Raw genomic sequence first — 25,662 nt, forward strand, 5'->3', positions numbered from 1 at the left:
CGCGTGATCTCCCGTTGTCGATGGCGACCAACGCGAGGAGGGCGGCTTTTGTTGCCGTGCGCGTCAGGTCGTCTCGAAGCGGACGGAGCCGTCCTCGATGATCGCGGCGGTGAGGCGACCAGTGGCGTAGGCGCCGGTGTCAGTCGCGATGCGGCCGCGCGCGGCGCTGGGCGCGTCGACGATGGTGTGGCCGTGCGCGATCCAGAGCCCGTCGGTGCGCGCGGTGCGCTCGAAGTCGGGGTGCCCCCAGAGCAGGGTCCGGTCCTCCTGCGCGTCGAGCGGCAGCGCCGGGTCGGCGGCGGCGTGCACGACGGCGACGTTGCCCGAGCGGGTGGTGCGGGGCAGGGCGCGGAGCCAGTCGGCGAGATCCTCCCCCATCGCCTCGAGCAACGCGTCGCGGCGCTGGTCGGCCGCTTCGGGATCGGGGCGCGGACCGAAGGCGAGGCGGAAGCTGGCGAGCGTCTGCAGCCCGCCGTTCGCCAGCCAGCGCCGCTCCGACCCGGCGGGGCTGTCGAGGAAGTCGAGCAGCATCCTCTCGTGGTTGCCCATCAGGCAGACGGCCCGCCCCTCGCCGACGAGCGCGCGGCAGGTTTGCAGCACCTCCGCGCTCTCCTCGCCGCGGTCGATATAGTCGCCGACGAGCACCGTCCGCGCGTCCGGATCGAGCCGGTCGAGGAGGCGCAGCAGCAGGTCGTGGCGGCCGTGGACGTCGCCGATCACCTGCAGCTTGCCCTCCGGGTTCGGCGGGTCGAACTCGGCGGACGTGCGCATGAGGCGGGACAGGAAGCGCATCATCGGCGGGCGTCGCTTTCGGTGTGGCGGGCGGTGCGGGGCCGCAGACTAGGCACGATCCGGCCCGTTGGCCATCACACATCTCCGAGCGCCACGTGGCGTCGCGGGTCGGTTTCTCTTGCCAAAGCGGTTTGATTTGATAGCGCGGATCCAACGAAGCACAGTCAGGAGAGGCGTCATGGCCATCCGTACCATCGTCTGGGGCGAGAACGTCCACGAACAGAAGAGCAAGATCGTCGCCGGGATCTACCCCGACGGGATGCACCAGACCATCGCCGACGCGCTCAACGCCGCCGGCGGTATCGACGCCGAGACCGCGACGCTCCAGGAGAAGGAGCACGGTCTGCCCGAGTCGCGGCTGGCCGAGACGGACGTGCTGATCTGGTGGGGCCACGCCGCGCACAAGGACGTCGACGACGAGATCGTCGCCCGGGTCTGCCGGCACGTCTGGGCCGGGATGGGGCTGATCGTGCTGCATTCGGGTCACTTCTCGAAGGTGTTCAAGGCCCTGATGGGCACCCCCTGCAACCTCACCTGGCGCGAGGCCGGCGAGCGCGAGCGGCTCTGGGTCACCTCGCGCAGCCACCCGATCGCCGCCGGGCTGCCGGACCATTTCGAGCTCGAGAACGAGGAGATGTATGGCGAGCCCTTCGGCATCCCCGAGCCGATGGAGACGGTGTTCGTGAGCTGGTTCCAGGGCGGCGAGGTGTTTCGCTCGGGCGCGACCTGGCGGCGCGGCGCGGGCAACGTGTTCTACTTCCGCCCCGGCCACGAGACCTACCCGACCTACCACGACGGCAACGTCCAGAAGGTGATCGCCAACGGCGTGCGCTGGGCGCACAATCCGGCGGCACGGCTGACCGATCCCGAGGCGGCGCCCAACGTGCCCGTCGAGAAGGCGCTCGAGCCGATCGAGGCGCGCGGGGAGAAGCTGCACGCGGACGGCGAAGAGGGCTTCCGGTGAGCGACGTCCGGGTCCTGATCCTCGGCACCGGCGGCATGGCCAACAGCCATGCCGAGGCCTACGCCGCGATGCCCGGGGTCGTTCTCGCCGCCGGGGTCGACACCAATCCGGGGCGGCTCGCCGAGTTCAAGGCGCGGCACCGCATGGAGCACGGCTTCACCTCGCTCGCCGACGCCATCGCCTGGGGCGAGTTCGACGCGGTCTCCAACGTCACCCCCGACGCCGCGCACCATGTCACCACGATGGCGCTGCTGGCGGCGGGCAAGCACGTGCTCTGCGAGAAGCCGCTGGCCACCAACGCCGACGACGCCGCCGAGATGGCGCAGGCCGCCGAGGCGGCGGGCGTGGTCAACATGGTCAACCTGACCTACCGCAACGTCCCCGCGCTGATCCAGGCGCACGCGATGGTCGAGGCCGGCGAGATTGGAGAAGTGCGCCACTTCGAGGCGGCATACCTGCAGAGCTGGCTGACCCAGGACGCCTGGGGCAAGTGGGACGAAGACCAGCAATGGCTGTGGCGGCTGTCCACCAAGCACGGCTCGACCGGCGTGCTCGGCGACATCGGCGTCCACATCGTCGACTTCGCCACCTTCGCCGCCGGGCGCATGGGGGTGGATGACGTTTCCTGCCGGCTAACCACCTTCGACAAGGCGCCGGGCGGGCGGATCGGCGAGTACGTGCTCGACGCCAACGACAGCTTCGCGATGCATGTCGGGCTCGAGAACGGCGCGGTCGGGGTGATCCACGCCAGCCGCTTCGCCTCGGGCCACATCAACGACCTGTCGTTGCAGCTGTTCGGCACGAAAGGCGGGCTCAGGGTCGAATTCCGCGGCGGCGCGAGCACCCTCACCGCCTGCCTGGAGCCCGACCTGCGCTCGGGCACCTGGCGCCCGGTGGCGGCGCCGGCGGTGCCGACGAACTACGAGCGCTTCATCGCCGCGATCCGCGCCGGCGCGCAAGTGCGCCCCGATTTCGCGCGCGGCGCACAGCTGCAGCGGGTCCTCGACCGGGCCATCGAGTCCGACGCCGCCGGGGGCCTCAAGCTGGACGTCTGAGCCGGGCACGCCGGCACTGCACCTGCCATGGCCGCGCCACCGGCGCGGCCATGTCCTTTGACACGCCGGCTGCAATGGGCTTCAGTCCGGCGAAGGGACAGGGGTAGGGTATGCGGCTTTCGGTTCACTTCGACGACGCCTCCGGCGAGGGCAGGGCCTCCGGACCGGTGCAGGTGGGCTGGTTCCTCAACACGATCAAGGGTGGCGTGATCTACGATCCGCCCGAGCGCGTGCGCGGTCCCGAGAAGAACCGCAGCCATGCCAAGAGCGCCTCGCGCTGCCCGGCGGTCATCAACATGGAGAGCCGCTACTTCCTGATCCGCTGCCCGTTCGACCTCAACCTCGAGTTCGTGCGCGACAAGGACGGCAAGCCCGCCCTGCGCAACCTCAACGGCTCGATGTCGAGCATCCGCGCCAACAAGTTGCGCGACAAGGTCCACATCACTGCCGAGCACGAATGGCGTTACGAAGGCGTGCCGACGATCCAGGTCGAGACGCCCTACGTCTTCATCAGCGACGAGCCGGTCTACATGACCCAGCTGTCGCCGTTCATGCACTACACCCGCGAGCCGATCCCCGGCACGATCTTCGGCGGCCGCTTCCCGATCAACGTCTGGCCGCGCCCGCTGATGTGGGCCTTCGAGTGGCACGACCTCGAGCGCCCGCTGAAGATCAACCGGGGCGATCCGTGGTTCTACGCCGGCTTCGAGACCCGCTCTCCCGAGCGTCCGGTGGTGGTCAGCGAGACCGAGCGGACGCCGGAGCTGATCGAGTACATGGAGCTGATCTCCGGCGCGGTGAACTACGTCAACCAGACCTTCTCGCTGTTCGAGGCCGCCGAGGCGCGGCGTCCGGAGAAGCTGGTGAGCCCGGTGAAACGGCGTCGCGATGGCTGACGGCACGCCGGAGGAGCCGCGCACGCTCGCCGACCTGCGCCGTGCCGCGACCGACGCGCACCAGTCGGGCGACACGGCCCGCGCCCTCAGGCTCTACGCCGCCTTCCTGCAGCGTGTGCCCGACGACGCGGGCATCTGGTCCAACCTCGGCGCGCTGCACCGCTCGGAGAACCGGCTCGACCAGGCGGTGCGTGCCCACCTGCGCGCCTACGAGCTGACCCCCGACAGCGCCAGCGTGCTCAACAACTACGCCAACGCCCTAAGCGACATCGGCCGCTACGACGAGGCCCTCGCGCTGCGCGAGCGGCTCGTCGAGTACCGGCCCGACGACGCCCAGCAGAAAAGCCTCATCGGCCGGGCGCTGCGCGGCAAGGGGCAGTACCGCAAGGCGGTCCGCTACCTCGAGGGAGCGCTCGCCGAGCATCCCGACGATGCCGAGATCGAGCTGCAGCTCGCCTTCGCCCTGCTCGGTGACGGCGCCTACGGCGATGGCTTCCGCCACTACACGTCCCGCTGGCGCACCGGCGAGCTGAAGAAGCACGAGGTGCCGTTCCCGAAGTGGAGCGGCGAGGATCTCGCCGGCAAGACCGTGCTGGTGATGCCCGAGCAGGGGTTCGGCGACGCGGTGTTGATGATGCGATTCCTACCGGAGCTGAAGCGGCGCTGCGGGCGGGTCATCCTGCTGTGCGAGAAGCCGATGTTCCGCCTGTTCGCCGAGCTCGAGGGGGCCGACGAGGTGGTGCTCGAGCTGTCGCGGCACGCGCCGGTCGACATCTACATGAACCTGATGGACCTGCCGCGCCTGTCGCTCGAGACCCGCGACGACATCCCCGCCCCGGCGCGGCTCGCGATCCCGGCCGACAGCGTCGAGCGGGCGCAGAAGATCGTCGCGCCCTATGGCGACAAGTTCCGCGTCGGCGTCGTCTGGAGCGGCTCGGCGACCTACAAGGCCAACCACTTCCGCTCGTTCAGCCACACCGACCTGCTGCCGCTCGTCGACGTGGAGGGGGTGCAGCTGTTCTCGCTCTACAAGGGGCCGTTCCTCGAGCCCTACCGCGCCGACGGGACCGACGCCTTCATCCTCGACGCCGCCAGCACCGACCGCGACTTCGCCGACTGCGCCGCGACGATGCAACAGATGGACCTGATCGTGACCTCCGACACCGCGACCGCCCACATCGCCGGCTCGCTCGGCCTGCCCGTCGGGGTGGTGCTGCATTGGGACAGCTTCTGGGTCTACACCCATTCCGGCACCTCGACGCCGTGGTATCCCTCCATGCGCCTGTTCCGCCAGAAGACCCCGCGCGACTGGGCCGAGCCCATCGCCCGCGTCCGGCGGGCGCTGCAGCAGGCGGTCAGGAAGGGGCGCGCCGATGGATGACATCCTCGTCCCCGTCTCGCCCGGCGAGCTCATCGACAAGCTTACCATCCTGCGCATCAAGTCCGAGCGGATCACCGATGCCGCCAAGCTCGCCAACGTGCGTCACGAGCAGGCCGAGCTGACCCGCGTCGCCGAGGCGCACCTGCCCGCAAGCGCCTCGCTGGCGGCGCTGTGGGAGGAGCTTTACGGCATCAACCTGCGCCTGTGGCAGATCGAGGACGATATTCGCGACTGCGAGGCCGCGCGCGATTTCGGCGAGCGGTTCGTGGCGCTGGCGCGGGCGGTCTACGTCACCAACGACGCCCGCTCCGACGTCAAGAAGCGGATCAACCTGCTGCTCGGCTCGGCGCTCGTCGAGGAGAAGTCCTACGCCGACTACCGGGCCGCGCCGTGACCCCGACCGAGCGGATCGAGGCCGCGCGCGCCGAGCTGATGGCCGCCCGGCGCGAGCTGGTGGCGGCGCTGCGGAGCGAGCGCTCCCGCCGCCGCGCCGCGCTGAACCGCGAGCTGCACGAGCTCGACCGGATGCTGCGCCCCGACTACCGCTTCACCTCGCAGGCCGGGCAGGACCGGGTGGTCGATACCGCGCTGAAGGGCAAGCGGGGCGGTACGTTCGTCGATGTCGGCGGCTACGACGGCGTCACCGGGTCCAACAGCCTGTTCTTCGAGCTCTTCCGCGGCTGGACGGGCCTCCTCGTCGAGCCGGTGCCGGCGCAGCTCGCCAAGGCGCGGCAGGTGCGGCGCTGCGAGTGCCTCGGCGTCGCCGTCGCGCCCGGCGCGGGCGAGGCCGACTTCATCGAGGTGCGCGCCGGCTACACCCAGATGAGCGGGCTGGCGTCGAGCTACGACGCCGACCTGCTCGCCACCGTGCGCGACGACCCGCGCCACGACGAGGCCCTGCTGCGCGTCGAGACGAAGCCGCTGTCGGACATCCTCACCGACGCCGGCCTGCCCGACCCGGACTTCCTGTCGCTCGACATCGAGGGCGGCGAGCTTGCCGTGCTCGAGGCCTTCCCCTTCGCCCGCCACGACATCACCGCCTGGTCGATCGAGAACAACACGGCCTCTCCGCGCATTCCCGAGATCATGCGCGCCAACGGGTACGATCTGGTCGAATTCTGCGGACCGGACGAGATTTACCTTGAAAGGCGGCCCGGTTAACCCTGTTAGCCCCAATTGTGGCGCCGCCGCCCCCGCGCCGCCCCGCCGTCGCCCCCCTCGCCCCCGACGTCTCGGACCGGCAACAAGGGGGCCGGACCATGACCATGACCAGCAACGCGCCGATCATCATCAAGCGCAAGAAGATCACCGGCGGCGACGGCCACCACGGCGGCGCCTGGAAGGTCGCCTACGCCGACTTCGTCACCGCGATGATGGCCTTCTTCATGCTCATGTGGCTGCTCAACGCCACCACCGAGCAGCAGCGCAAGGGCATCGCCGACTACTTCTCGCCCACGATCCCGATCAACCGCATCTCGGGCGGCGGCGACGGCGCCTTCGGCGGCGACAACATCTTCACCGACAACACCCTCGCCCAGAGCGGCACCAACCCCGGCGCGACCGGCGACGCGGTGCCGGGCGCGACCGCCGAGGAGGCGGCGCAGGTCGCGGCGCTCGAGCAGATCGAGGAGCAGCTGCTTGGGCGGGGCGGCGAGAGCATGATCGCCGACGAGGCGTTGCAGCACATTGTCACGAAGCTGACGGACGAGGGGCTCGTCATCGAGATCTTCGACCTCGACGGCGCGCCCCTGTTCGCGCCGGGCACGGCCGAGCCGGAGCCGGTCACAGTCGAGCTCGCCGCCGTTTTCGCCCGGGTGCTGGCGCTGGTCGACAACGACGTCGCCCTCGCCGGCCATGTCCGCGCCCGCCCGGTCGTCGTCGCCGACAGCCGCGTCTGGCCGCTCTCGACCAGCCGCGCCACGCGCTTCCGCGAGCTGCTCGAGGCGAGCGGACAGGCGCCCGAGCGCATCGTGCGCGTCACCGGCCACGCCGACCGCGCGCCCGCCGTGCGCAACGCCGTCTCTCTGCGCAACAACCGGCTGGAGGTGGTCGTGCTGCGCTCGGACAGGTGAAGTGGAAAAGATTTGAGGCGTTAGGGAGGCCTTAAGACTGCTTGGATAGGGATGAGCCAGACAGGCCCCTTGGCAGCAGAAAGGCTCCTCCATGACGATTTCCTCCTCGCTGAACGCCAGCGTCGCGGGGCTGACAGCGAATGCCAGCCGCCTGGCGACGATCGCCGACAACATCGCCAACAGTTCGACCTTCGGCTACAAGCGGGCGACGACGGACTTCCACTCGATGGTGCTCAACACCACCGAGGGCACCTATTCCGCCGGCGGCGTGCGAGTCACCACCCAGCGCCTGATCGACCAGCGCGGCTCCATCGTCTCGACGGACAACGTCACCGATCTCGCCGTGCGCGGCCGCGGCATGATGCCGGTCTCCACGGAGGCCGCGCTGGGAACGGGCAACGCGTCGAGCCAGTTCCTGCTGACGTCCACAGGCTCCTTCCGCGTCGACGACCAGGGCTACCTCGCCAGCCAGAGCGGCCTCATCCTCATGGGTTGGCCGGCCGGGATCGACGGCAACGTCCCCGCTTTCCCGCGCGACACCGCCGACGGGCTGCAGCCGATCCGGATCAACGCCAACCAGTCCGCCGGCGAGGCGACCACCTACATCGACGTCGGGCTCAACCTGCCCGCCACGTCGACGGAGTTCAGCTCCACCGGCGAGCCGGAGGAGCTGACCGTCGCCTACTACGACAACCTCGGCACGTCCGAGACGTTGTCCATCACCTTCACGCCGACGGTTCCGGCGGCCGGCTCGTCCAACGAATGGACGATGCAGATCACCGACAGCGCCTCGGCCGGCGCGGTCGTCGGGGAATACACCCTAGTCTTCGACGACACCCGCGGCGCCGGCGGCACCCTCGCCTCCATCACCCCGGTCAGCGGCGGCGCCTACGATCCCGTCACCGGCCGCGTCACCGTCAACGTCGAGGGCGGGCCCCTCGAGGTCGGCCTCGGCCTCCTCGGAGAGCCCGGCGGCCTGACCCAGCTGTCCGACAACTTCGCCCCCGTCTCCATCCTCAAGGATGGCAACGCGGTCGGCAGCATGACGTCGATCGATATCGACGCGAACGGCTTCATGCGCGCCGCGTTCGATACCGGCATCAGCAAGGTGATCTACCAGATCCCGCTCGTCGACGTCTCCAACGTCAACGGCCTCGAGACGCTCGACCAGCAAACCTACCGCGCCACGCCCGAAAGCGGCAGCTACTTCCTCTGGGATGCCGGCGACGGGCCGACGGGCGACCTGCTCAGCTACGCGCTCGAGGAGTCGGCGACAGACGTCGCCGGCGAGCTCACCGAACTGATCCAGACACAGCGCGCCTACTCGTCCAACGCCAAGGTCATCCAGACCGTAGACGAGATGCTGCAGGAAACCACCAACATCAAGCGCTGACCCTTAGGAGCCGCCCGCCATGAGCATCGCAACCAGCATCGGTTCGGCCCTGAGCGGCCTCGAGGTCGCCTCGCGGCGGGCGGAGATCGTCTCGGGCAACATCGCCAACGCCCTCACCGAAGGCTACGGCCGCCGCTCTCTCGCCGTCTCGAGCACGATGCTGGGCGGCGTGCGCGCCGACGGCGTGATCCGCCACGCCGACCGCGGCATCGCCGCCGACCGCCGCTCCGCCGAGGCCGACATGGAGGCCAACGCCGCCCAGTCCGACATCCTCGACCGGCTGCAACGCCTCTTCGGCGAGCCGGGCGAGCCCGGTGCCCTCTCCTCGCGCCTCACCGCCGTCGAGCAGGCCCTCGTCTCGGCCGCCGCCGATCCTTCCTCCGACATCCGCCTCGGCCACGTCGCCGATCGCCTTACCGCCCTGACCGGCGCGCTGAACCACGCCGGCGACAGCCTGCAGGAAATGCGCACCGAAGCCGACCGCAGCATCGCCACCCAGGTCGCCAGCCTGAACCGCCAGCTCGAACGGGTCGAAACCCTCAACGGCGAGATCACCTCCCTGCGCGCCCGCGGCGTCGACGTCTCGCCCCTGCTCGACGAGCGCCAGAAGGCGGTCGACGGCATATCCGCCCTCGTACCCGTCCGCGAGATCGTCCGCGAAAACGACGCCATCGCCCTCATGACCCTCTCCGGGGCGACGCTTCTCGACGGCAAGGCGCGCGAGATCGGCTTCAGTCCCGTCAACCTCGTCACTGCCGACATGACCCATGCCTCCGGCGCCCTCTCCGGCCTCACCATCGCCGGCGACCCCGTCACCGGAAGCACCGCCTACGGCAAGCTCGGTGGCGGCCGCCTCGGCAGCACCTTCGACATCCGCGACACGATCCTCCCCGACGTCTCCACCGGCCTCGACGCCTTCGCCCGAGACCTGGCCGACCGCTTCGCCGATCCCGCCACCGATCCCACCCTCGCCGCCGGCGCGCCCGGCCTGTTGACCGACGCCGGCGCCGCGCTCGACCCGCTCGACACCCCCGGCCTCGCCTCCCGCATCGCGCTGAACCCGACCGTCGATCCCGGCAACGGCGGCAGCCTCGCCCGCCTGCGCGACGGCCTCGGCGAGACCAGCTCCGCACCCGTCGGAAGCAGCACACAGATCGAGCGATGGCTCGACGCCCTGCAGGATTCGAGACGCACTGATCTCGGCGGCAGCGCCGCCTCCGCCTCGGGCCACATGGCGAGCCTCCTCGCCGATGTCGGCAGCCGCCGCTACGCCATCGAGCAGGACCTCGCCTTCGAGACCGCCCGTTGGGAGGTCTTGAAGTCGGCCGAACTCGCCAACGGCGTCGATACCGACCGCGAACTGCAGGAGCTCCTGCTCATCGAGCAGGCCTACGCGGCCAACGCCAAGGTGCTGCAGACCGTGAATTCCGTCCTGACCCGCCTGCTGGAGATCTGACTCATGGCCCTCACCACCACCGGCGACCTCAGCCAGCACTTCCTCAGCGCCCGCCGCACCGTCCAGGTCAAGGATCGCCTGCACCGTCTCTCGGACGAGCTCAGTACCGGCAAGGTCGCCGACGTCGCGCTCGCGCTGCACGGCGAGACGACCCGCGTGTCGCACCTCGAGCACCGCATCGCGCTCGCCGACAGCCATGTCAGCGCTAATCGCGAGACCGGCGGCCTCTTCGCGCAGGCGCAGCTTGTCCTCGGCAAGATCGAAGACCGCCGCGCCGCCCTCACCGAGCAGGTCCTCTCGCTTCCGGCCAACAGCACCCGCGACCAGCGAGAGAGCGTCGCCGCCGCCGCGCGCGAGACGTTCGAATCGATCGTCGGCGACCTCAATCACCGCGTCGGCGGGAAGAGTCTCTTCGCCGGCGAGGCCACCGACCGCGCAGCGCTCGCCGCTCCCGACGTGCTCCTGAACGATCTCTTGGCGGCCGTCGCCGGAGCGAGCGGCGCCGATCAATTGCTCGACGCTGTCGATGCCTGGTTCGATGATCCGGCCGGGTTCGAGAGTCGAGGCTACCTGGGAGATCCGGCAGCCTATCTCAACCGCCCGCTGGGTGACGGTACCAGCGCCACCCTCTCCGCCCGCGCCGACATGCCTGCCTTGCGCGGCCTCCTGAAAGCCGCCGCGCTCGGCGCCCTCGCCGCCGCGTCGCCCGGTCTGGGCGCCAGAGCCGCCGACGCCGTCCTGCGCCACAGCGGTGTCCTGCTGGCCTCGGCGGCACAGCCCCTCGCCCTCGCCCAGGGGAGCCTTGGCCTGCAGGAAGACCGGATCGAACAGGCATCGGCGCAGCAGGCCGCCGAACGATCCTCTCTCGCCATCCTGCAGAACGAACTCACATCCGCCGACCCGTACGCCACGGCGACGGCCCTGCAGAGCGTCGAGATTCAACTGGAGATGAGCTTCATGCTCACGGCACGCCTGTCGCGCCTGTCGCTGTCGGAGCACATCTGATGCGCCACTTGCTCGCGCTGATCCTGCTCATTGCCGCCGCCGGCGCTGAGGCGATGCCTGTCCGGCTGAAGGACCTGGTGGAGTTCGACGGAGTGCGCTCGAACGACCTCGTCGGCTACGGCCTCGTCGTCGGCTTGAACGGGACCGGCGACGGCTTGCGCAATTCGCCCTTCACGGAAGAGATCATGACGAACATCCTCGAGCGTCTCGGGGTCAACGTCACCGGAGAACAGTTCCGGCCGAAAAACGTCGCGGCAGTCATCGTGACAGCGAGCCTGCCGCCCTTCGCCCGCGCGGGCAGCCCCATCGATGTCACCGTTTCGGCCATCGGCGATGCCGGCAGCCTGCTCGGCGGCACCCTCATCATGACGCCGATGAACGCGGCCGATGGCCAGATCTACGCGGTCGCGCAGGGCACGATCATCGCGGGCGGCGCCAGCGCGGAGGGCGACGCGGCCGCCGTCGTGCAAGGGGTGCCGACGTCCGGCGTCATCCCCTCCGGCGCGACGGTCGAGCGGGAGGTGGCCTTCGACTTCGCCGCTCTCGACCAGATGCGGCTGGCCCTGCGCACCCCCGATTTCACGACGGCCGCGCGCATCGAAGCAGCCGTCAACAGAGCTTTCGGAGCTCACGTGGCTCTGATGATCGACTCCGGCACGGTGGAGATCAATGTCGCCGGGACGGGCGCGGCGTCCCCGGCGCACGCGATCGGGCGCATCGAAAACATCCTCGTAGAGCCGGAACGGCGCGCACGGGTCGTGGTCGATCAACGCTCGGGGACGATCGTCATGGGCGAGGATGTCCGGATCAGCCGGGTGGCCGTCAGCCAGGGCAACCTGACACTGCGCATCGAGGAGGCGCCGCTGGTCGTCCAACCGAACCCGTTTGCGCCCGGCGAAACCGTCGTCGTCCCTCGCTCGGAAGCGGAGATCGCGGAAGAGCCGGGCATCGGGTTGGCCGAGGTCCAGGGGGGCACGTCGCTGTCGGAAGTGGTGGCGGGGCTCAACGCCCTCGGGGTCTCGCCGCGGGACATGATCGACATACTGAAGAGCATCAAGGCCGCAGGAGCGCTACATGCGGAATTCATCGTGATGTAGCACGAGCGATCCCGTCGAATGCGCGAACTTCAGATGAAGTATCCAGTTTATCAGGATCAATGTGGAATCGACGTGAGGCTGAGACGCTAGCGAATAGAGGTTGATCCGCTCCCAAGGTCTCCGCGCCAAGTCCGGTGCGGCGAGACGCGACGGAACCGCTTCTGGCAGCCCAAGCTATAAACCCGCGCCGCGGATCGTCGACTGCGCCTCCTCCGGCGGGACGGCGCAGGGACAATGAAAGCGCTTCTCGTCGCGGGTGTCAGCTGCCGCCTCGCTCGATCAGACCGGGGGCGACCAGATGACTCCGAGCCAAGTCCCGCCTCGCTATACGGGACAATAGCGTGCGGGCGGCGAGGCGGCCGATGTCTCTGGCCTTTTATTTCAATGCTGCTGAGGCCGATCAGCGGCAGAGAGGAGACTGGCCAATCGTCGCTCGGCCTCGAGGTTAAGATGACCTTGTCGCCGGCTTCATCGGCGTCCCGATGATGAACCTCAACGAAGGAGAGGTGGCCCGGAAGATGGGCTGTCAGGTCAACGGCATCCGTCCGGAGCATATCTCTCTGCGCGAGGACGAGGGGTTATGGACAGGTCAGGTGCGCCACCTCGAGCGGCTCGGCGCGGACACGATCGTTACTCAAACATCCTCGCCCTCGGCCCGCTCATCGCCCGCGTCGACGGCAGACGGTTGCTCGACGGAGGGTCTATGCCACGCCGGGAGTTCAGGTACTGAACAACGGGGCGGGCAGCCAGAGGTTCGTCGGCCGTGCCCCCTCACGCTTGAAGTTACCCACTATGTCGACCTGATGCCCCACAACCTGCTCGGCCCGGTCTGTACCGCCGCCAGCGTCCATCTCGGCGCCGCGGTGCCGAATTTTTCTTGGCTCGAGTGCCGCGCTTCTCCCGTCGAGCAACTCGGTTTCGCACCGAGCTTTGCCCGAAGAAGGTCGAGCTCGACGAGCGCGGCCTATGTCGTGCCCGACGCGCCCGGCCTCGGCGTCGAGGTGGACGAGGACTTCCTCAAGCTCGCGGAGTTCGTTTTCATCGACCCACCGATGTTGCGCCGCGACGGATCAATCACCGATTAAAGGGGAGCAGTACAGGCGTCACCGGCTGGTACTGCCGCATGAGCTGGAGCGCTCCCGATCAAGCTCGAAACCGTTGGTCTTCAGCGTGTACAAATGCGGTGGACTTGTCGGTCGCGCAGCCCGCCGGATATCCGGGATCGGTAGTCCCCGAGATGCGGATACCTGCCCTTCGCAGCGGGTCGGTTCGAGACAACGCTGAAGTCGCTTCGAACATAATATCTGGAAATACTGGTCGGAGTGAGAGGATTCGAACCTCCGACCCCTGCCTCCGAAGACAGTGCTCCCATTTTGCATACCTGAACATGGTGTTGCAAAGTTTTGGTTTTTCAGCTAGTTGAGAGTTCTTAGGTGAACATAGCACGCCGTCCCGATCCCTCTTTGAGCGCGTCGTTTTCGAGACAATTGCGAGACAACGCTCGTGGGTGCGCTCACAGAACTCACCATCCGGAAGCTTGCCCATCCCGCGAAGGGCAGCACAAAGCACCTTGATCCCTCACTGCCGGGGTTCGGTGTTCGATGCACGACGCGCTCGAAGGCCTTCTTCGTCATGTACGGTGCAGGCCGTCGGCTCAAGACGCTCGGGAAGTGGCCGGAACTATCTCTTAAGGAGGCCCGTCAGGCGGCCAGGAAGCTGCTCGCCAATCCGGTGGCGGATACGCCACGGTCGCCGTTCTTCCATGATGCGCGTGATGCGTTCCTAAGAGACTGTCGCAGCCGTCTGCGGCCAAGCACCATAGAGCGATACTACTATGCCCTGAGGGGTATCGATAACGAGAGATTGGATCGGGTCAGCACAAGTCGACACGATCCCAACCAGCTGAAGGCCCTGAAGGCCCTGTACAATTGGTGCATCGATCACGATCTGCACGATCGAAACCCCTTTGTTCGTCGGAAGGTTCATTTCGCTGTCCGCATCGCCTCCTCACCGACGAAGAAGTGGCGGCGATCTGGCGGGTTGATCAGCGACCTTTTTCAGACACCGTTAAACTGCTTCTCTTGACCGGCCAGCGCCGTAATCAGATCTGGCAGTACGATCCTGATTAGTTGACGGGCGACGAGCTCACCTTTCCGGCTGCCGTGATGAAGAGTAAGCGTAGCCACACGATCCCAGCAACTAAATTCCGTCGCTACCTCCCTAACAGTCGGTTCGCGTTCAACAGCTGGAGCAAGTCGAAGTCGCGCCTCGATGGACAGAGTGGTGTATCAAACTGGGTACTGCACGACTGCCGCCGCTACTTCTCGAGCACGATGGCCCGACTCGGTGTGCCGCTTCACATTACCGAGCAGGTCATCGACCATCGCAGCCAACTGACCGGGGTTGCCGCGATCTATAACCGCTACTCATACCTAGCTGAGATGCGTGAAGCGCTGGAGTTGTACGAGGCCCACGTCGAAAGCATCGTCGCTGACTGACCACACGCCGTGTTGTGACGATTGCTTGTTGCTGCTCCGATGTTACCGTGGGTGGGCCTAGGACTCGCAACCCTGGGGCATCGCGATGCTCCTCCCAAAAGGAGACATCGTGATGCGGATACTTTCAAAGCGCCAGCTGAAGGAGTTGGTTCTATACTCGCCTCAGCACATCGCACGCCTTGAGAAGGCCGGGCAATTCCCTAAGCGGGTCAATCTCGGCCCGAACTGGGTGGGATGGGTCGAGGACGAGGTTCTGGATTGGCTCAAAGAACGCATGGAGCGCCGCGAGCGGACCTGAGCGACCTCCTCTCGCAGGAGCAGGGTGGTCGGACGTGCACAGTTCGGCCACCCGTTCGCGAACGATGCGATAAGGTGCCGCAAACAACCTGAAGGCTTAGGCAATCAAGTGGGTAAGGCTCTTAGCGGACGCTCGCAATCGGTCGAGCCGTCGCGCGCTTGAAGGGATCAGAAAACCTGATACAGATGTCCAGCCGAAGCGTAAGAGGGAAGAAGGTAGGTTGGCCAAGAACTTCATCCTCATTGATCCCGAGAAGGACCATGAGGTCCTCAAGGGACTCGCCTCCGTCGCGCGGGCGCGGATCCTCAAGCTTCTGCACACCGACGGCCCGATGAACCTCAACGACATCGCTGCGCGGCTGGAGCTGCCGCAATCGAGCGTGTCGTCAAATGTCGCGCTGCTCGAGAGCGGGGGGCTGATCCGGTCGGAGATGCGCAAGGCGCGCAAGGGCAGTCAGAAGATCTGTCACCTGAACTTCGACGAGATCGTCGTCACCTTCAATCCCGGCGAGCCGAAGAAGGCGGACAATGCCATCGAGGTCGCGATGCCCATCGGGCTCTACACCGGGTTCGAGCTGACCGCGCCCTGCGGGCTCTGCACCACCGAGGGGATCGTCGGGCTGCTGGACGTGCCTGACAGTTTTCACGACCCCGACCGTATGCGGGCGGGGCTCTTGTGGTTCACCCGGGGATACGTGGAGTATCAGTTCCCGAACAACGCCCGCCTTCGCAACCGCGATATCGAGGCGATCGAGTTCGTGCTGGAGTTGAGTTCGGAGGTGCCGGGAACGCGCGAGGATTGGCCGTCGGACATCACCCTCACGGTTAATGGACTGGAGGTCGGCACGTGGACCTCGCCCGGAGACTTCGGCGACAAGCGCGGCGTCTACACGCCCGACTGGTGGAAGTTGAAGGGCTCGCAATACGGCAAGCTCAAGAACTTCCATGTCGGCAAGAACGGCACCTTCGTGGACGGCGTGCGGATCTCCGACACCACGCTGGCCGACCTCGACGTCGGCAGCCACCACTCCATCCGCCTGCGCGTCGGCGTGCAGGACAAAGCGCGCCATCCCGGCGGAATCAACATATTCGGCAAGGGCTTCGGCAACTACGACCAGGACATCGTCATGCGGTTGCTTACCGAAAGTTGACGAAGCGCCGCGCTGCGCCCTTGACGGAACCCGACAACCCGTTTTGTATCCAATTCATCGGTTCATACCGAAACGGCGGATAAAGGGGGGCGGCATGAAGGCGGCTGTTACGGCGTACAAGGGCTACACGATCTCGAGGATCGACCATCGGGTCTACGGCGCATTTCTCGAACACCTGGGGCGTGCCGTCTACGGCGGCATCTACGAGCCCGACCACCCGACGGCCGATGCAGACGGCATGCGCGGCGACGTCGCGGAGATGGTCCGCGAGCTGAACGTGCCCTTCGTCCGCTATCCGGGCGGCAACTTCGTCTCCGCCTACAACTGGGAAGACGGCATCGGCCCCAAGGACCAGCGGCCGGCGCAGCTCGACCTCGCCTGGCACACGACCGAGAGCAACCAGGTGGGCGTGCACGAATTCGCCGCGTGGTGCGACACGGTCGGCACCGAAATGATGCTGGCGCTCAATCTGGGTTCGCGGGGGCTGGAGGAAGCGCGAAACTTCGTCGAGTACGTCAACCATCCTGGTGGCAGCAAGTGGTCGGATATGCGCCGCAAGAACGGCCGGGCCGAGCCGTGGGACGTCAAGCTCTGGTGCCTCGGCAACGAAATGGACGGCCCCTGGCAGATCGGTCACAAGACGGCCGACGAGTATGGCCGCCTTGCCGAGGAAACGGCAAAGGCGCTCCGCGCTTTCGATCCGAGCCTCGAGCTCATCGTCTGCGGCTCGTCGCACGCGAACATGCCGACCTTCCCTCAGTGGGAGGCGACGGTGCTCGAGCACACCTACGACGTGGTCGACCATATCTCGCTGCACATGTATTTCCGCAATCCCGAGAAGAACACGGGCGACTACCTTGCGCTGAACGAGAAGCTCGACGCCTATATCGGCACCGTGGCCGGCGTCATCAGTTACGTGAAGGCCAAGAAACGCTCGAAGAAGGACATCACGATCTGCTTCGATGAGTGGAACGTCTGGTATCATTCCAACGAGCAGGATCGAAAGATTCTGGAGGGCAGGGACGGGTGGCCCGAGGCGCCGCCGCTGCTCGAGGACATCTACAACTTCGAGGATGTCCTGCAGGTCGGCTGCATTCTGAACACCTTCATCCGCCGTTCCGACGTGGTGAAGCTCGCGGCGATCGCGCAGCTGGTGAATGTGATCGCGCCAATCATGACGGAAACCGGCGGAAGCGCCTGGCGGCAGACGACGTTCTTCCCGTTCTTCTTCGCCTCGAAGTACGGGCGCGGCAACGCGCTCCACCTGCTAACCGACTGCCCCGGCTACGATTGCGTGCACGGCGACAACGTCCCCTACGTCGATGTCGCGGGCGTGCATGACGAGGAGGGAGGCTTCGTCACCTTCTTCGCGGTCAACCGCAACCAGACGGAGGCGATGGAGCTGGATCTCACGGTCGCCGGCTTCGGCAGCGCGCGGATCGTGGAGCACAAGATGATCCGCCATGATTCGCTGGAGGCGGTCAACACGGCCGACAAGCCTGACGAGGTCGCTCCGCAGGACGTGGAGGGCGCGAACCTCGACGGCGAGCGGCTCAGCGCGAACTTGCCGTCTCTGTCTTACCACATGATCCGCGTCGCGGTGTCCTGACTAGGTGAGAAGGCAGGCCCGTCAACGGCTTGCCTTTTTGTATCGAGTTTTGTGGTTCATATCGAGTAATTAGTTGACAGAATCCGAGCTTCCGGTACCTTGTTCTGCAGTTGGCGCGTGTGGAGGCGCGCTTTCTTTGGGAGGAAAACATGAGAACCATGACCGCGCTTGCGGCAGCGGCGTCTGTCGCCGTGTCCGCGCTCGCCACGACCGCGTCCGCACAGGACGACGCCGTGGCGCCGCCGATTACCGAGTTCCCGCGGGAGCAGACGCTGATCATCCACAACCCCGAACAACCGGCGACCAATCCGCCAAACTTCAACATCTGGGTCGCCGGCAACGGCGCGGCATGGTCCAACGGCCTGCACCAGCTCACGATGGACACGCTGTGGTTCATCGATCCCGACGCCGGTCTGGACGGAGCGCTTTACAACCAGCTCGCCTCTGACACCTGGCAGTACAACGAGGACTTCACGGAGATGACCGTGGACCTCCGCGAGGGCGTCTACTGGTCCGACGGCGAGGAATTCACCGCCGAGGATGTGGTGTTCACGGTCGAGACCCAGATGGCGACGCCGGGCATGACCTGGAGCGCCGCGTTCTCCGAAGCGGTCGAGTCCGTCGAGGCGGTGGACGACTACACAGTGAAGTTCACGCTCGCGCAGCCGAATTCGCGCTTCCACTCGATCTTCTCGGTGCGCTGGAACGGCGCCTGGATCATGCCGGAGCACGTGTTCTCCGAGGTCGACGACATCATGGCCTTCCAGAACAATCCGCCGGTCAGCCTCGGCCCGTACACGCTGCACTCGTTCGACCCGAACGGCTACTGGTATGCCTGGCAGAAGCGCGAGGACTGGGACCGCACCGCGATGGCCCAGTGGGGCGAGCCGGGGCCGGAGTACGTGATCTACCGCTCGATCCCGTCGTCGGACAATCGTCTCATCGAGATGTCCAACGGCAACCTCGACATGATCCACGACCTGTCGCCCGAGGCCACCTTCTCGATCATCGAGGATCGCGAGACCGCGCGCGGCTGGTTCCCGGGCTTCCCCTACGCCCACCCGGATCCGACCCTGCCGATGGTTATCTTCAACACCCAGAACGAGCTGTTCGCCGACAAGCGGGTTCGCTGGGCGCTGGCGCTGATGCTCGACGCGCGGGCGATCTCGATGGCCTCCTACCGCGGCGCGGCGACCCTGTCTGCCATTGCCATCCCGCCGACCGGAACCCATCCGGACGACTACCACATGCCGATGCAGGAGTGGCTCGAAGGCTACGAGCTCGATCTCGGCAACGGCGAGACGGTGCGGCCGTACGATCCCAACATCGGCCTGCAGGTCGCCGACATGGTGCGCCCGCAATTCGGTGACGAGGTCCCGACCGACGAGGCCGCCATCCGCCGCGCCTTCGGCTACGGCTGGTGGAAGCAGGACGTCGAGGCCGCGACCGCGCTGCTCGAAGCCGCCGGGTTCAGCAAGCAGGGCAACACCTGGATGACTCCCGACGGCGAGCCGTTCGAGTTCACGATCAACACCTTCACCGACGGCGTCATCAACCGCATGGGCACCATGATCGCCCAGCAGTGGACGCAGCAGGGGATCGAGGCGACGCCGCTGGCCGACCCGCAGATCTTCGGCACCACACTGCCCTTGGGCGACTTCGATGTTGCGACGGCCTGGTCGATCGAGACCTGGGGCGGCGATCCCGACCTGTCGTTCTTCCTCGACAGCTGGCACTCCGACTTCGTAGTGGAGCCGGGCGAGCGTCAGCCGGCCCGCAACTGGCAGCGCTGGACCCATCCCGAGCTCGACCGGATCATCGAGGAGGTGCGCGTCACCGAGTTCACCGATCCGCGCAACCTCGAGCTCGGCAAGGAGTTCGTGCGCCTCATGGTGGACGAGATGCCGGTGATCCCGATCATGTCGTACAACGTGTTCTCGGTCTACGACACGGCAGTCTGGGAAGGCTTCCCGACCGCGGAAGAGAACCCCTACGCCAACATCGTCAACAACTGGGCGAACTCGAAGTTCATCCTCACCCAGCTTCGCCCGGCCGGTTCCTCCGAGTGATCCAGCCGCACTGACGAACCGGGAGCGTCCGGCACGGCCGGGCGCTCCCAAGCCGCCTCAGAGTTCGAGCAGAAAGAACCGAGACAGCCATGAGAGCCTACCTGATCTTCGCCCTGAAGCGCCTTCTGCAACTGGCCGTCGTCGTGTTCGCAGGTGTCTCCGCCGCCTTTGTCGTGGCGCATTTCTCACCGATCTCGCCGATCGAGACGATCATCGGGCGCGTCGCGGGTCAGTCTTCCTTCTCCCCGACAGCCGTCGAAAGCCTGCGCCAGACGCTTACGGAGCTCTTCGGCTACGACCAGCCGCTGACCCAGCAGTACCTGAACTTCTGGAGCCGCTTCGTGCGCGGCGACCTCGGCCCGTCACTGATCGCGTTTCCGACCCCGGCGATGGAGCTGGTGATGCGCGCGCTGCCCTGGACCGTCGGCCTGCTGACCGTCGCCATCATCATGGCCTGGCTGCTGGGTAACATCCTCGGCGGCCTCGCCGGCTACTACCAGAACAATCGCCCGCTGAAGGCTTTCGGCATCGTCGCCATCGGCATCCAGCCGATCCCGTACTACATCATCGCCTTCCTGCTGGTCATCATCTTCGGCTACCTGTGGCCGGTGCTGCCGATCTCGGGCGGCTTCGCGATGGCGGTGCGGCCTGCCTGGAGCTTCGACTTCATCTTCTCGGTCCTGCACCACGCGATCCTGCCGGCACTGTCACTGGTGCTGGCAGGGATCGGGACCTGGTTCCTCGGGATGCGGGCGCTGGTGTCCAACATCGTCACCGAGGACTACGTCACCTATGCCGAACTCGGAGGTGTCAATCGCGGCACCATCGTGATGGGCTACGTGACGCGCAACGCCCTGATCCCGCAGCTGACGGCCTTGGCCATGGCGCTCGGCGGGATCTTCTCGGGCACGATCATCACAGAGCAGGTCTTCTCCTACCCCGGTCTTGGCACGCTGCTGATCCGCGCCGTGAACGGCGGCGACACTGGACTAGTGCTGGCGGTGTCCTGCGTCTCAGTCATCGCGGTCGCCTCCGCCATCTTCATCATCGACCTGCTGCATCCGTTGCTCGATCCCCGCGTGAAGGTGGGCTGAACCCGTGCTGACGACATTCCGCGATCTCTTCCGCTACAACATCGAGTTCCGCATTGGCGTGGTGCTGGTCAGCCTGATCGTCATCTTCTCGTGCCTGAGCTTCTTCTCACCCTACGTGCCCGAGCAGATCTACACGGTCATCCCCGACCAGCCGCCGAGCCTCGAGCACTGGTTCGGCACCAACAGCCGCGGGCAAGACCTGTTTTGGAACCTGACCTTCGCCTTCCGCAATACGCTGGTCTTCGGGCTCATCGTCGCGGTGCTGAGCCGCATCATCTCGATCGTGGTGGGCATGACGGCGGGCTACCTAAGCGGCTGGGTCGACCGCGGCCTGATGTTCGTCAACGACATCTTCGTCGCGCTGCCGATCTTCCCGATCCTGATCCTGTTCTACTTCGTGCTGCGCAACGATCTCGACACCTACACGCTCGCGCTGATCATGGCCTGCCTCGGTTGGCCCTTCGACGCGCGGCTGATTCGCTCCGTCGGGCTTGGCCTGCGGCACCGGGAGTTCACGCGGCAGGCGATCTTCGCGGGCATGAGTCCGGCCAAGATCATGTTCGAGGAGCATCTGCCCTACGTGATGCCGATCATCTTCTCGACGGCGATGGCCAACATGATCTGGTCGATCGGCTTCGAGGTGACGCTGGGCGTGCTGGGCTTCACCAACCTCAACGTGCCCACCATCGGCACCACGCTCTACTGGGCCAACAACCACTCCGCGATGGTCGTGGGGACGTGGTGGTGGGTCATCATCCCGGTGATCCTGATCATTCTCACCTTCATCGGGCTGTTCCTGCTGGCCGTCTCGATGAACGAGCACATCGATCCGCGCTCGCGGCTGCGCCGCATGGGAGGAGGCAACGGATGAGCGACGATCCCGTCCTCAAGGTCGACAACCTCAAGGCCTATTACCAGGTCGGCCGGTACGGCAAGAACCGTCGACGTGCGCGCTGTGGACGACATCACGATGCAGGTGGAGCGCGACGAGATCTACGGCATCGCCGGCGAGAGCTCGAGCGGCAAGACCAGCTTCATCAAGGTGCTGGCCGCCGCCATCCGCCCGCCGTTGCGTGTCGTCGGCGGCTCGGTCGAGTACAATTTCGCGGGGCAGCGGATCGATTCCACCAAGGCGAGCGAGGCCGAGATCAAGGCGATCCGCTGGCGCCACCTGAGCTACATCATGCAGGGCTCGATGTCGGTGCTGAACCCCGTGCGGCGGATCGAGAAGACCTTCGGCGACTTCGCCCGCAGCCCGCTCGGACTCGACTGTCGGGCCTTCCGCGAGCGCATCGAAGAGCATCTCGACCACCTCAAGCTGCCCAAGTCCGTCCTGCGCGCCTATCCCCACGAGCTCTCGGGCGGTATGCGCCAGAGGGTGACGATCGGCCTCGCCACCGTCTGCCGCCCCGAATTCATGATCGCCGACGAGCCGACGACCGCGCTCGACGTGGTGGTGCAGAAGGACGTGTTGTCGCTGCTGCGCAACGTGCAGAAGGAGATGGGCGCCTCCATCGTCTTCGTCACGCACGACATGTCGGTGCACGCCAACATCGCCGACCGCATCGGCATCATCTATGCGGGCCGGCTCGTCGAGGAGGGGCCGACACGAACGCTATTCACCGAACCCAAGCATCCATACACCGCCCATCTGGTCGCAAGTTTGCCGGTAATCGGCGACACCCGACCGCGGCCATCGCTTGAGGGCCGCCCGCCCAGCCTCGCCGACCCGCCGCAGGGCTGCCGCTTCCATCCGCGCTGCCCGCTCGCCATCGACAGGTGCAAGCGCGAGGTGCCGCCGCTCGAAACGGTGGGCACCCGCCATCGCTCCGCCTGCTGGCGCGCCCAAGAGGTGGAGCCGCTGGTGCGGCCCGAGGCCACTGTCGCGGGGGCGGGGGCATGAGCGCGCTGCTACACGTCGACGGGGTTAGCAAGTACTTCGCGATGGGCGGACTGCTGTCGCGAACCCAGACCGCGGCCGTGCGCGACGCGAACTTTAGGCTGGAGCAGGGGACGCCCGAAATCTTCACCATCGTCGGCGAGTCCGGCTCCGGGAAGACGACGCTGGCGCGGATGATCCTAGGCCTTGAGACGCCGACCGAGGGCGAGATCCGCTACAAGGGCAACCCGATCAGCGGGCTGAGCTTCGGCGCGGCGCGCAGGGCTTTCATGACCGACGTTCAGCCGGTGTTCCAGAACCCCTTCGAAGCTTTCAACCCGCTCAAGCGCGTCGACCGCTACATCGAGTCCACCGCCAAGGTCTTCCGGGGCATCACCGCGCGCGCCGACCTCGATGCCGCTATGGACGAGGCGCTGGCCAGCGTCGGACTCAGTCTCGCGGAGGTGCGCGGTCGCTATCCCCACGAGCTCTCGGGCGGCCAGCTCCAGCGCGCCGCCATCGCCCGCGCGCTGGTGTGCAAGCCCAAGGTGCTCATCGCCGACGAGCCAGTGTCCATGGTCGACGCCTCCCTGCGCATGGCCATCGTCAACCTGCTGCGCACCCTGCGCGACGACCTGGGCGTCTCGGTGATCTACATCACGCACGACCTCGCAACGGCTTACTACATTTCCGACCGGATCATGATCATGCAGAAGGGCCGCGTTGTCGAAATGGGCGCGGCGCGTCAGGTGCTGGACGACCCGCAGCACCCCTACTCGCGCCTGCTCAAGGCCTCCGTCCTGTCGGTGACCGACGCCGGGCAAGGCAACCTCGAGCCGGCCCGCGATCTGATGGAGGCCAGCCGCACAGCCCTCGAGCACGCCGACGCCAGCCGCCTCGTCGAGCAGGGTGAGGGCAGGCTGGTGCGCATGGCGGGCTGAGTGGACGCCACTCCTCCCGTGCAGAGAAGAGTGCGCAGGGCCGGGACGTGGCGCGACTGTATTGAGTGCTTGCCCGAGGTGAAGCTGATGCGCGTCGCGGCTCGGCAGGTCGGCGAGTGAGCTGCGGGTGGTGCCTCGCCCGGTTTCAGTTCCTGCGCAGCTGCTCCAGCAGGTGCCGCTCCGCGCCTCGGCAGTGCTGACGCACGATCTCGGCCGCTTCGTCCTCCAGGCCCCTTGCGGCTGCGTCGATCAGCGCTCGGTGCTCATGATTCTGCGCTTGGCGCCGAGCAGGGCTTGCCGGGAAGCGGATGCCGAGCGCCTGGACGACGCGGCTCTGGCGCTGGAAGATCGCCAGCGCTTCGGTGTTGTGGTGCCCGGCGTAGGTGATGTCGTGGAAGTGGGCGTCGAGCGCCCGAAGGCGCTCCTGATCCTCGCCGACGATCGTCTCGATCCGGTCCTGCAGCTCTGCCAGCCGACTGAGCTCCCGTTCGGTCGCGTGCGAGACGAACAGGCGGATCAGGTACGGCTCGATCAGGGCGCGGACGTCGAACATGTTGCGCACGAGGGTCTCGTCGAGCACGCGGACCCGCGCGCCGCGGTTGCGCTCGATCTGGACGAAGCCCTCGCCGGCCAGCTGATGCAGCGCCTCGCGGATCGGATTGATGCTCGTGCCGTATCGCGCCGCCAGCTCTTGGGTCTTCAGTCGCGCGCCCTGTGGGAGAAGGCCTGCAACGATGTCGGCCCGCAGGCGCGTCGCGACCGTGAGCGGCCGTTCGTGCGGCGGCTTGGGGGCCTCCGACGGCGTCCTGATCGTACTGTCTTGATCCATGCCAGCCTCCTGCGTGAGAGGGTTCATGCCCGAATTCCGGTCGCTATGGCCAGACTTCCATTGATTGTGTGTAATCGGTATGTGATTGTAGATTAATCATCAACCGGAGGAGAAAACCATGCGTATTACGAAGCTCGCCGCGCTCGCCGCGGCCTCGTCCCTCGCCCTGATCGCCGGAGGGACCGCGGCTCTGGCCCAGCAGGAGATCCGCTTCGCGTTCGAGATGTTCGAAGGCGACAATCCCGAGTTCAATGCCGCCACCGCCTTTAAGGAATACGTTGAGAACAAGACCAACGGCGAGCTGACGGTGCGCCTGTTCCCGGGCAACCAGATGGGCTCGGTGCGCGAGACCACTGAGATGGTCCAGCAGGGGACACTGCAGCTTACCTTGCCGTCCGACGGCGCCTTTGCCGGCTTCTACGCGCCGATCCAGGCCTGGTCGATGCCCTACCTGTTCCCCTCGGCCCCGGTCGCCTGGAAGGTGATGGACGGCGAGTTCGGGCAGTGGATGCTCGACGATATCCAGGAGCAGACCGGCATGCGGGCGCTCGCCTTCTCGCAGAACGGCTTCCGCAGCTTCATGAACAATGAGCGGCTGATCGTCAGCCCCGACGACCTACAGGGCATGCGGATTCGGACCATGGAGAGTCCGGTCTACATGACGATGGTCGAAGCGCTCGGCGCGAGCGCCACGCCAATTGCCGGCTCCGAAGCCGTCATGGCGCTCCAGCAGGGGGTGGTCGACGGACTCGAGAGCCCGCCGCCGGTGCACCTGTCGGGCGGCGCCGCGGACGTGGCCGACTACATGACGCTGAACGAGCACGTCTTCGGGCTCCACATCCTGGTCGCCAACGACGACTGGTTCACCTCGCTGTCGCCCGACCACCAGAAGGTGATAACCGATGCCGCCCAGCTGTTCGCCCACGTCGAGAACGTCGAGAAGACGGCGGGAGACTGGGAGGCGATCCGTGTCATCGCCGAGGAGCGCGGGGTGGAGGTCCACATCTCCACCGCCGAGGAAAAGGCCGCCTTCCGCGACGCCGTCTATGAGCCGGTTCGCAACTTCATCGTCGAGCAGGTCGGCGAGGACATCCTGACCCGGATGGAGAACGCCGTGGCGGAGGCCGAGGCCGAGGCCGAACTCTACGGCGCCGAGACCGCGGCGGAATGAGGACTGGACCGGG

At 66.6% G+C, this 25,662-nt stretch carries 25 protein-coding genes; 23 read left to right on the top strand and 2 right to left on the bottom strand.

What is annotated here, in order from left to right; genetic code table 11:
• Window positions 1-63: 63 nt before the first annotated feature.
• On the bottom strand, window positions 64-795 hold the full coding sequence (locus OG2516_RS11605) for a metallophosphoesterase (RefSeq protein WP_007255866.1): 732 nt from the start codon (window positions 793-795) through the stop codon (window positions 64-66).
• A gap of 175 nt (window positions 796-970) precedes the next feature.
• On the opposite strand from OG2516_RS11605, the gene OG2516_RS11610 reads away from it, so the two are divergent.
• From OG2516_RS11610 to OG2516_RS11700, 22 genes are all read left to right on the top strand, one after another.
• Window positions 971-1,756 (top strand): ThuA domain-containing protein, encoded by a 786-nt coding sequence (locus tag OG2516_RS11610; RefSeq protein ID WP_007255867.1) that lies wholly within the window; start codon window positions 971-973, stop codon window positions 1,754-1,756.
• Window positions 1,753-2,811 (top strand): Gfo/Idh/MocA family protein, encoded by a 1,059-nt coding sequence (locus OG2516_RS11615; RefSeq protein WP_007255868.1) that lies wholly within the window; start codon window positions 1,753-1,755, stop codon window positions 2,809-2,811. Before OG2516_RS11610 ends, OG2516_RS11615 begins: the two co-directional genes overlap by 4 nt.
• Window positions 2,812-2,921: 110 nt before the next feature.
• The gene (locus OG2516_RS11620) at window positions 2,922-3,707 is read left to right on the top strand and encodes a hypothetical protein (RefSeq protein WP_007255869.1); all 786 of its coding nucleotides are present in this window, start codon (window positions 2,922-2,924) and stop codon (window positions 3,705-3,707) included.
• Complete coding sequence (locus OG2516_RS11625; protein ID WP_007255870.1) at window positions 3,700-5,088, top strand: tetratricopeptide repeat protein; 1,389 nt, start codon at window positions 3,700-3,702, stop codon at window positions 5,086-5,088. Before OG2516_RS11620 ends, OG2516_RS11625 begins: the two co-directional genes overlap by 8 nt.
• Window positions 5,081-5,482, top strand: coding sequence for a DUF6165 family protein (locus OG2516_RS11630; protein WP_007255871.1), 402 nt, complete (start codon window positions 5,081-5,083; stop codon window positions 5,480-5,482). The genes OG2516_RS11625 and OG2516_RS11630 overlap by 8 nt, the downstream gene beginning before the upstream one ends.
• Window positions 5,479-6,249: an FkbM family methyltransferase gene (locus tag OG2516_RS11635; RefSeq protein WP_007255872.1), complete on the top strand. Its 771-nt coding sequence runs from the start codon at window positions 5,479-5,481 to the stop codon at window positions 6,247-6,249. The genes OG2516_RS11630 and OG2516_RS11635 overlap by 4 nt, the downstream gene beginning before the upstream one ends.
• A gap of 98 nt (window positions 6,250-6,347) precedes the next feature.
• Window positions 6,348-7,160 (top strand): flagellar motor protein MotB, encoded by an 813-nt coding sequence (locus tag OG2516_RS11640; protein WP_007255873.1) that lies wholly within the window; start codon window positions 6,348-6,350, stop codon window positions 7,158-7,160.
• Between the two features lie 91 nt (window positions 7,161-7,251).
• A complete protein-coding gene (locus tag OG2516_RS11645; protein WP_007255874.1) occupies window positions 7,252-8,553 on the top strand; it encodes a flagellar hook protein FlgE in 1,302 nt (433 codons plus the stop codon).
• A 19-nt stretch (window positions 8,554-8,572) separates the two neighbouring features.
• Window positions 8,573-10,009: a flagellar hook-associated protein FlgK gene (gene flgK / locus OG2516_RS11650; RefSeq protein WP_007255875.1), complete on the top strand. Its 1,437-nt coding sequence runs from the start codon at window positions 8,573-8,575 to the stop codon at window positions 10,007-10,009.
• A gap of 3 nt (window positions 10,010-10,012) precedes the next feature.
• Window positions 10,013-11,014, top strand: coding sequence for a flagellin (locus tag OG2516_RS19010; RefSeq protein WP_007255876.1), 1,002 nt, complete (start codon window positions 10,013-10,015; stop codon window positions 11,012-11,014).
• A complete protein-coding gene (locus tag OG2516_RS11660; protein ID WP_007255877.1) occupies window positions 11,014-12,111 on the top strand; it encodes a flagellar basal body P-ring protein FlgI in 1,098 nt (365 codons plus the stop codon). The genes OG2516_RS19010 and OG2516_RS11660 overlap by 1 nt, the downstream gene beginning before the upstream one ends.
• 482 nt (window positions 12,112-12,593) lie before the next feature.
• Window positions 12,594-13,196: an enolase C-terminal domain-like protein gene (locus OG2516_RS20745; protein WP_245544287.1), complete on the top strand. Its 603-nt coding sequence runs from the start codon at window positions 12,594-12,596 to the stop codon at window positions 13,194-13,196.
• Between the two features lie 418 nt (window positions 13,197-13,614).
• Entirely contained in the window at window positions 13,615-14,196 is a 582-nt protein-coding gene (locus OG2516_RS19555) for an Arm DNA-binding domain-containing protein (RefSeq protein ID WP_083788527.1), read from the top strand.
• 44 nt (window positions 14,197-14,240) lie between these two features.
• Window positions 14,241-14,609 (top strand): site-specific integrase, encoded by a 369-nt coding sequence (locus tag OG2516_RS19970; RefSeq protein ID WP_156799318.1) that lies wholly within the window; start codon window positions 14,241-14,243, stop codon window positions 14,607-14,609.
• A 112-nt stretch (window positions 14,610-14,721) separates the two neighbouring features.
• On the top strand, window positions 14,722-14,907 hold the full coding sequence (locus OG2516_RS11665; RefSeq protein ID WP_007255880.1) for a helix-turn-helix transcriptional regulator: 186 nt from the start codon (window positions 14,722-14,724) through the stop codon (window positions 14,905-14,907).
• A 220-nt stretch (window positions 14,908-15,127) separates the two neighbouring features.
• Window positions 15,128-16,057: an ArsR/SmtB family transcription factor gene (locus OG2516_RS11670; protein ID WP_007255881.1), complete on the top strand. Its 930-nt coding sequence runs from the start codon at window positions 15,128-15,130 to the stop codon at window positions 16,055-16,057.
• Window positions 16,058-16,151: 94 nt separating this feature from the next.
• Window positions 16,152-17,666 (top strand): arabinosylfuranosidase ArfA, encoded by a 1,515-nt coding sequence (arfA, locus tag OG2516_RS11675; RefSeq protein ID WP_007255882.1) that lies wholly within the window; start codon window positions 16,152-16,154, stop codon window positions 17,664-17,666.
• Window positions 17,667-17,815: 149 nt separating this feature from the next.
• Window positions 17,816-19,735 (top strand): ABC transporter substrate-binding protein, encoded by a 1,920-nt coding sequence (locus OG2516_RS11680; protein WP_040615166.1) that lies wholly within the window; start codon window positions 17,816-17,818, stop codon window positions 19,733-19,735.
• Between the two features lie 89 nt (window positions 19,736-19,824).
• Entirely contained in the window at window positions 19,825-20,829 is a 1,005-nt protein-coding gene (locus OG2516_RS11685; RefSeq protein ID WP_007255884.1) for an ABC transporter permease, read from the top strand.
• 4 nt (window positions 20,830-20,833) lie between these two features.
• Window positions 20,834-21,700: an ABC transporter permease gene (locus OG2516_RS11690; protein ID WP_007255885.1), complete on the top strand. Its 867-nt coding sequence runs from the start codon at window positions 20,834-20,836 to the stop codon at window positions 21,698-21,700.
• 75 nt (window positions 21,701-21,775) lie between these two features.
• Window positions 21,776-22,732, top strand: a complete 957-nt coding sequence (locus tag OG2516_RS11695; protein ID WP_202795410.1) for an ABC transporter ATP-binding protein — start codon at window positions 21,776-21,778, stop codon at window positions 22,730-22,732.
• Window positions 22,729-23,649, top strand: a complete 921-nt coding sequence (locus OG2516_RS11700; RefSeq protein WP_040615168.1) for an ABC transporter ATP-binding protein — start codon at window positions 22,729-22,731, stop codon at window positions 23,647-23,649. The genes OG2516_RS11695 and OG2516_RS11700 overlap by 4 nt, the downstream gene beginning before the upstream one ends.
• A 145-nt stretch (window positions 23,650-23,794) precedes the next feature.
• On the opposite strand, the gene OG2516_RS11705 is transcribed toward OG2516_RS11700, so the two are convergent.
• The gene (locus OG2516_RS11705; RefSeq protein WP_007255888.1) at window positions 23,795-24,478 is read right to left on the bottom strand and encodes a GntR family transcriptional regulator; all 684 of its coding nucleotides are present in this window, start codon (window positions 24,476-24,478) and stop codon (window positions 23,795-23,797) included.
• Window positions 24,479-24,596: 118 nt separating this feature from the next.
• Between OG2516_RS11705 and OG2516_RS11710 the strand changes: the two genes are divergently transcribed.
• The gene (locus tag OG2516_RS11710) at window positions 24,597-25,649 is read left to right on the top strand and encodes a TRAP transporter substrate-binding protein (RefSeq protein ID WP_007255889.1); all 1,053 of its coding nucleotides are present in this window, start codon (window positions 24,597-24,599) and stop codon (window positions 25,647-25,649) included.
• Window positions 25,650-25,662 lie beyond the last annotated feature (13 nt).

Origin of the sequence: Oceanicola granulosus HTCC2516, from assembly GCF_000153305.1 — a bacterium.
GTDB lineage: Bacteria > Pseudomonadota > Alphaproteobacteria > Rhodobacterales > Rhodobacteraceae > Oceanicola > Oceanicola granulosus.

Coding starts and splice junctions, on each gene's coding strand:
- OG2516_RS11705 (WP_007255888.1), bottom strand. CDS start 24,478: ATGGATCAAGACAGTACGATCAGGACGCCGTCGGAGGCCCCCAAGCCG.
- OG2516_RS11610 (WP_007255867.1), top strand. CDS start 971: ATGGCCATCCGTACCATCGTCTGGGGCGAGAACGTCCACGAACAGAAG.
- OG2516_RS11700 (WP_040615168.1), top strand. CDS start 22,729: ATGAGCGCGCTGCTACACGTCGACGGGGTTAGCAAGTACTTCGCGATG.
- OG2516_RS11625 (WP_007255870.1), top strand. CDS start 3,700: ATGGCTGACGGCACGCCGGAGGAGCCGCGCACGCTCGCCGACCTGCGC.
- OG2516_RS11660 (WP_007255877.1), top strand. CDS start 11,014: ATGCGCCACTTGCTCGCGCTGATCCTGCTCATTGCCGCCGCCGGCGCT.
- OG2516_RS11665 (WP_007255880.1), top strand. CDS start 14,722: ATGCGGATACTTTCAAAGCGCCAGCTGAAGGAGTTGGTTCTATACTCG.
- flgK (WP_007255875.1), top strand. CDS start 8,573: ATGAGCATCGCAACCAGCATCGGTTCGGCCCTGAGCGGCCTCGAGGTC.
- OG2516_RS11645 (WP_007255874.1), top strand. CDS start 7,252: ATGACGATTTCCTCCTCGCTGAACGCCAGCGTCGCGGGGCTGACAGCG.
- OG2516_RS11630 (WP_007255871.1), top strand. CDS start 5,081: ATGGATGACATCCTCGTCCCCGTCTCGCCCGGCGAGCTCATCGACAAG.
- OG2516_RS19010 (WP_007255876.1), top strand. CDS start 10,013: ATGGCCCTCACCACCACCGGCGACCTCAGCCAGCACTTCCTCAGCGCC.
- arfA (WP_007255882.1), top strand. CDS start 16,152: ATGAAGGCGGCTGTTACGGCGTACAAGGGCTACACGATCTCGAGGATC.
- OG2516_RS11710 (WP_007255889.1), top strand. CDS start 24,597: ATGCGTATTACGAAGCTCGCCGCGCTCGCCGCGGCCTCGTCCCTCGCC.
- OG2516_RS11680 (WP_040615166.1), top strand. CDS start 17,816: ATGAGAACCATGACCGCGCTTGCGGCAGCGGCGTCTGTCGCCGTGTCC.
- OG2516_RS11605 (WP_007255866.1), bottom strand. CDS start 795: ATGATGCGCTTCCTGTCCCGCCTCATGCGCACGTCCGCCGAGTTCGAC.
- OG2516_RS20745 (WP_245544287.1), top strand. CDS start 12,594: ATGATGAACCTCAACGAAGGAGAGGTGGCCCGGAAGATGGGCTGTCAG.
- OG2516_RS11685 (WP_007255884.1), top strand. CDS start 19,825: ATGAGAGCCTACCTGATCTTCGCCCTGAAGCGCCTTCTGCAACTGGCC.
- OG2516_RS11640 (WP_007255873.1), top strand. CDS start 6,348: ATGACCATGACCAGCAACGCGCCGATCATCATCAAGCGCAAGAAGATC.
- OG2516_RS11620 (WP_007255869.1), top strand. CDS start 2,922: ATGCGGCTTTCGGTTCACTTCGACGACGCCTCCGGCGAGGGCAGGGCC.